The organism is uncultured Legionella sp. (assembly GCF_937871865.1).
Classification (GTDB): Bacteria; Pseudomonadota; Gammaproteobacteria; order Legionellales; family Legionellaceae; genus Legionella.
Window position 1 is genome coordinate 1 of sequence record NZ_CALMPD010000259.1, and the last position, 4,158, is coordinate 4,158.

Genomic DNA, 4,158 nt, shown 5'->3' on the forward strand with positions numbered 1-4,158 from the left:
CCAGCTTAAGATTACGATCTTAACCGGGTGTGTGCTTCTATTAAAGCACGTCAATTTTCGATATTGAAGATCAGCAAATAAATTCTTTTATGCAGAAAAGAGAGAAAAAACAACCTATTGTTCCATTGGATGACTCCCAATCTTTTTCAATCTGGGAGATTTAATTAATTCCAACAAATCTAATGCAAAAACCAGCGTTTAAAGGCTGGTTTTATCATTTAGTCTTTAGATAACAGCTCTCTTTTATAAAGAGTTTCCTCTAACAAAGCCCCACCAATATAAAACTCTTCCATTTTAGTTGAATCAGTAGCTTGAAAACCTAAAGATTCATAAAACTTATGTGCTTGATGGTTATCAGATAAAACCCAAAGATAAATAGTTTTGTATCCTGACAAAGATAATTCATCTAAAGCAGCGAGACACAGTTTGGTACCCAATCCTAAGCGCCAATAATCAGGGTGCAAATAAATAGCACTGATCTCCCCATTCTCTCCATTCCGAATATCATCTCGAAAAGCGCAAATACTGGCAAATCCTACTATTTTATCCGCAACTTCAATTACCAATACTTTCACATTTTGGTTGATCAAATCACGCCATTGTTGTGTTCTATCTGGAATAGATAATTCCTGCAAAATAGACTCAGGAATGAAGTCCTTATACATCCCCTGCCATGACAGAATATGATTGACAGCAATAGCTTCTGCATCATCAACAGTAGCGGGTCTGATATCATGGATTAAATTATTCATAATCATTACATAAATTATTAATAGTAGTTATTCTATTTAACTCTAACCTATTCGGGAATTTGTTCTAATATCCCCAACATAAAAATTAGAGTCGTCCTTTATTTAAGTGCTTCAGGTAAACTGATGAATTCATAACCATGAGATTCAAACATGGTTAACAAATCATCCAGACTATAGCTATTCAACAAATTTGCATGAATTAATAAAATTTGTTTTTTGCCACTACTTTCAGTTTTTTGGGTTTTAGACCATACAAAATCGATATAGTTTTTTTTGATTTCTGCAATTTTAGACTCGCTCTCTGTTGAAGCAACATCAAATAGAAAATCACGGCTGTCTATAGTGACCGGAGCTTTAACATAGTCGTGTTCACGTAAATAATCGTACACCTTGTTTCTAACCCACCACCACCGTCCTTCTGCAAGATAGGGATAACGATAATATTTAGGGCTGGTCATATAAGGAGCAAGAATTGAATCAGCCTTGGCGATATCTTCTATATATTCATCCGCAGGTATCTCTCTTAAACTTCTATGCGAATAGGAGTGGCTTCCTATCAAAAAACCATCTGCTTTTAAAGCATTCAATTGAGGAATAGTGTTGTCATTAACCCATTCAGCTACGACAAACCCAATAGCTGGCGCCTTATGTTTTAAAAGTACATCTCTTATTTTATAAAAATGTTCTTCTCCACTTCTGAATGGCAAATCATCGATAGTAATCGCAATTTGTTTGTTTCCAGCAAAACAGCTTGAAATAACAAAGGAACATAAGAGAGCTGTTATAAATCCAAGTCGAATCATATTAAATATCATACCTTTTAGATCAAGATCTCCATTCATAAAGCAAGGCTAAGTGCTCGAACTCCACGGCTGTAGTGGTAATTAAATTTAATCACTAAAACAGTATTAGTAATATCATCGTTTATGTCGGAGATGTTTATCAATAAATAACTTCGCCAATTAAAACATTAATTGGGTAAATAAGCTAGAAAGGCACAATGGGTGATTTTAAGAGAAATTGAAAGGACACCATTACTTTTAGAAAACTACCCGTCTAACCCCCCATAGGTTATTTAAATAATAACACGGAGTAATAACTCGATAATCAGGACCTTGATAATGACTGTCAGTAATAATCCAATCACCAGAATGTGGCATCCAGTCCTTTTGCGGACAAAATTTATTCGGAGCGATTTGATCAGGATGAATATCATTTGCTCCAAGCCCTACTTGCTTCCCTGTCCACATAACCACATGTATTACAGCTAAAGGATTAGCAGCTCCGGATCGAGAAGTGGCAATAAACAATAAATCTCCTGGATGCAATCCGGCTAAATCAGAGCTTTGAATACTCCCTGGATGCTTAACTCCGAATGCATCAATAACAGATAAATAGCCACCGTGATTCTTGCAAGAATGTTCTATCTCTACAGTATTATCTCGACATACTAATTTTCCAGCAGCACCAGGGTTATCTAGAACATTAATATCTGATTGTTGATTGGGTGATAAATTATTTTGAGATTTATCTGTTCTCTGACCCGCCTGAAATTTTGTATTACTGCTAAATCTCAAACCAAAAGCAAAATTATATATAAAGGCAGTGTAATTGCTGCAGTCCATGCCATACCACATAGTATTATGGAGCCAATTATCAATTGTTTCAGAACCAGTACCTTTATAATTCCATCGTGCTTGTTGCTGATAATAAAAGGAACCAGGCATAATATTTTTAGCTGTACTGCAGTATCCACCTTGATGCAGTTCAGCATCTCGATCTATTAAAGGGGTAGAATAATCAGGAAGGTAATGATGACAATAATTTAGTTTTTGTTTAACCCAATAATCAGCAGAAGCAAGCAAACGTTCCCATTTCCAATTAATCACCTTACTATTCATGCATACTGAAAATTCAGGGTTTATCTGCAAAGTATTAGGTTTAAGCCCCCAGCCCTTAACAAATTGATTATTCGTCAGTGGCTGCTTTAATTCAAAATCAAAATTTGATTCATTATCCTTACATGGAAATGACATCTCATCAGAATATACTGAAAAAGAACACACAGAAGAAAGTACAGCAATAACGCTCAAAGCTTTGAGGCGATCAGCCATTTAATATTCCTATCAAGTAGTTTTAATCAGAATGTCATACAGCAGATTAACTTCTTAAAGTGTTCTATTTAGATTGCTTTATTTCAAGATAAATTATGGCTGTTCTTTGTTGATAAATCCAATAACTTTACTCGAATCCCCTTCTTAGGTCTCTTAAAGGCTCGAGAATTTGTCAATCATGATGAAGTCACCCGCATTGTTTAACTCATAAAATTGACGAGCAGAACACAAGATTAAATGAGCCCAATAGGGATAAAAATAGAGCGTCTGGACTTACCTGATAATTCGAAATAGAAAATTCTCTGGGTATTTAAGATGAGGACCATATATAAGATTATTAATCTCTCGTTCTCCTTTAATTTTTTTTGACACAAAGATGATTTATTTGAAAAAAATTTGACCTTAAGGATTCCTTAATAATTCCATGATATTCTTGCTGCGACATTTAATACTACAAGAGAGATATCAAATGGCTCAAATTATCAAACCTCTGTTAAGAGGAAAACCTTTTGAATCAACAGGACATCGTTTGTTGAGCATGTTTCAACCAATTCAAAAGACTAAAGAGAAAGAATCAGATTACCTTGCATTCATTGTAACTCCAATTCTGGACTACACAATATTAGATGCAGCTTTTGCACTTGATGCAGCGATTCATATATTCAATGCTACCGCTTCTTTAATGGCAGCAGCCTATTATTGGACTCTTAACCAACAAGATTCAAAAGATTTATTAGATAGCCAAACCTCTAATGAGCTTGATGATTTTGTAGACAACATTGACTATATACTAAGTTCATTTGTTGCTCAGCTTCTTAATCTTACTTTTAGTACTGCAAGCTTGGTAACCAGACCAATTATGAGTATTATCGAAGCAGTTGCTGAAGATAATGAAGAGGATAGTTATCGACTCCGCAGTTTCTAATCTCATCAATTATACTGCACCTAAGAACGCATTTTTTGTTTGGGTGCAGTACCTCTCTATATTTTTAAACATTACAAACAAAACCACGCCCTGTTCCAAACATTATGTTGGCTGGTAGCCCGGTGCAATCTGCATGAAGAAGCAAACCACCAAAAACATTAACCCTACTGGCAGCACTTCGTTTAGCACCAGCCTACTCAAACCACTACGTATTCAATCCAAATAGCGAAGCCGATATGCGGTCGGCTTGAAGAAGAGAACCACCAAAAAGACATTGCCCCCTGCTGGGCTGCACTTCGTTTAGCGCCAGCCTACTCAAACAAAATTACGTAATGATGATTTATTCATCCCAACCCCACGAGGCTGG

Annotated in this window: 4 protein-coding genes; 1 reads left to right on the forward strand and 3 read right to left on the reverse strand. The window is 35.7% G+C overall.

The window, feature by feature from the left end; all coding sequences use genetic code 11:
• Nucleotides 1-218: 218 nt before the first annotated feature.
• The 3 genes from Q0495_RS14055 to Q0495_RS14065 all read right to left on the reverse strand — a co-directional run bounded on the left by Q0495_RS14055 (nt 219) and on the right by Q0495_RS14065 (nt 2,866).
• The gene (locus Q0495_RS14055) at nt 219-752 is read right to left on the reverse strand and encodes a GNAT family N-acetyltransferase (RefSeq protein WP_298627418.1); all 534 of its coding nucleotides are present in this window, start codon (nt 750-752) and stop codon (nt 219-221) included.
• Nucleotides 753-850: 98 nt separating this feature from the next.
• A complete protein-coding gene (locus Q0495_RS14060) occupies nt 851-1,555 on the reverse strand; it encodes a polysaccharide deacetylase family protein (RefSeq protein WP_298627420.1) in 705 nt (234 codons plus the stop codon).
• 237 nt (nt 1,556-1,792) lie between these two features.
• Complete coding sequence (locus Q0495_RS14065) at nt 1,793-2,866, reverse strand: hypothetical protein (RefSeq protein WP_298627421.1); 1,074 nt, start codon at nt 2,864-2,866, stop codon at nt 1,793-1,795.
• A gap of 469 nt (nt 2,867-3,335) precedes the next feature.
• Here Q0495_RS14065 and Q0495_RS14070 point away from each other — a divergent pair, with 469 nt between their 5' ends.
• Nucleotides 3,336-3,791: a hypothetical protein gene (locus Q0495_RS14070; protein WP_298627423.1), complete on the forward strand. Its 456-nt coding sequence runs from the start codon at nt 3,336-3,338 to the stop codon at nt 3,789-3,791.
• Nucleotides 3,792-4,158: the final 367 nt, after the last annotated feature.

What these genes read in the sequence shown, in the direction of transcription:
- Q0495_RS14070 (WP_298627423.1), top strand. Translation starts at nt 3,336, where the DNA reads ATGGCTCAAATTATCAAACCTCTGTTAAGAGGAAAACCTTTTGAATCA.
- Q0495_RS14055 (WP_298627418.1), bottom strand. Translation starts at nt 752, where the DNA reads ATGAATAATTTAATCCATGATATCAGACCCGCTACTGTTGATGATGCA.
- Q0495_RS14065 (WP_298627421.1), bottom strand. Translation starts at nt 2,866, where the DNA reads ATGGCTGATCGCCTCAAAGCTTTGAGCGTTATTGCTGTACTTTCTTCT.
- Q0495_RS14060 (WP_298627420.1), bottom strand. Translation starts at nt 1,555, where the DNA reads ATGATTCGACTTGGATTTATAACAGCTCTCTTATGTTCCTTTGTTATT.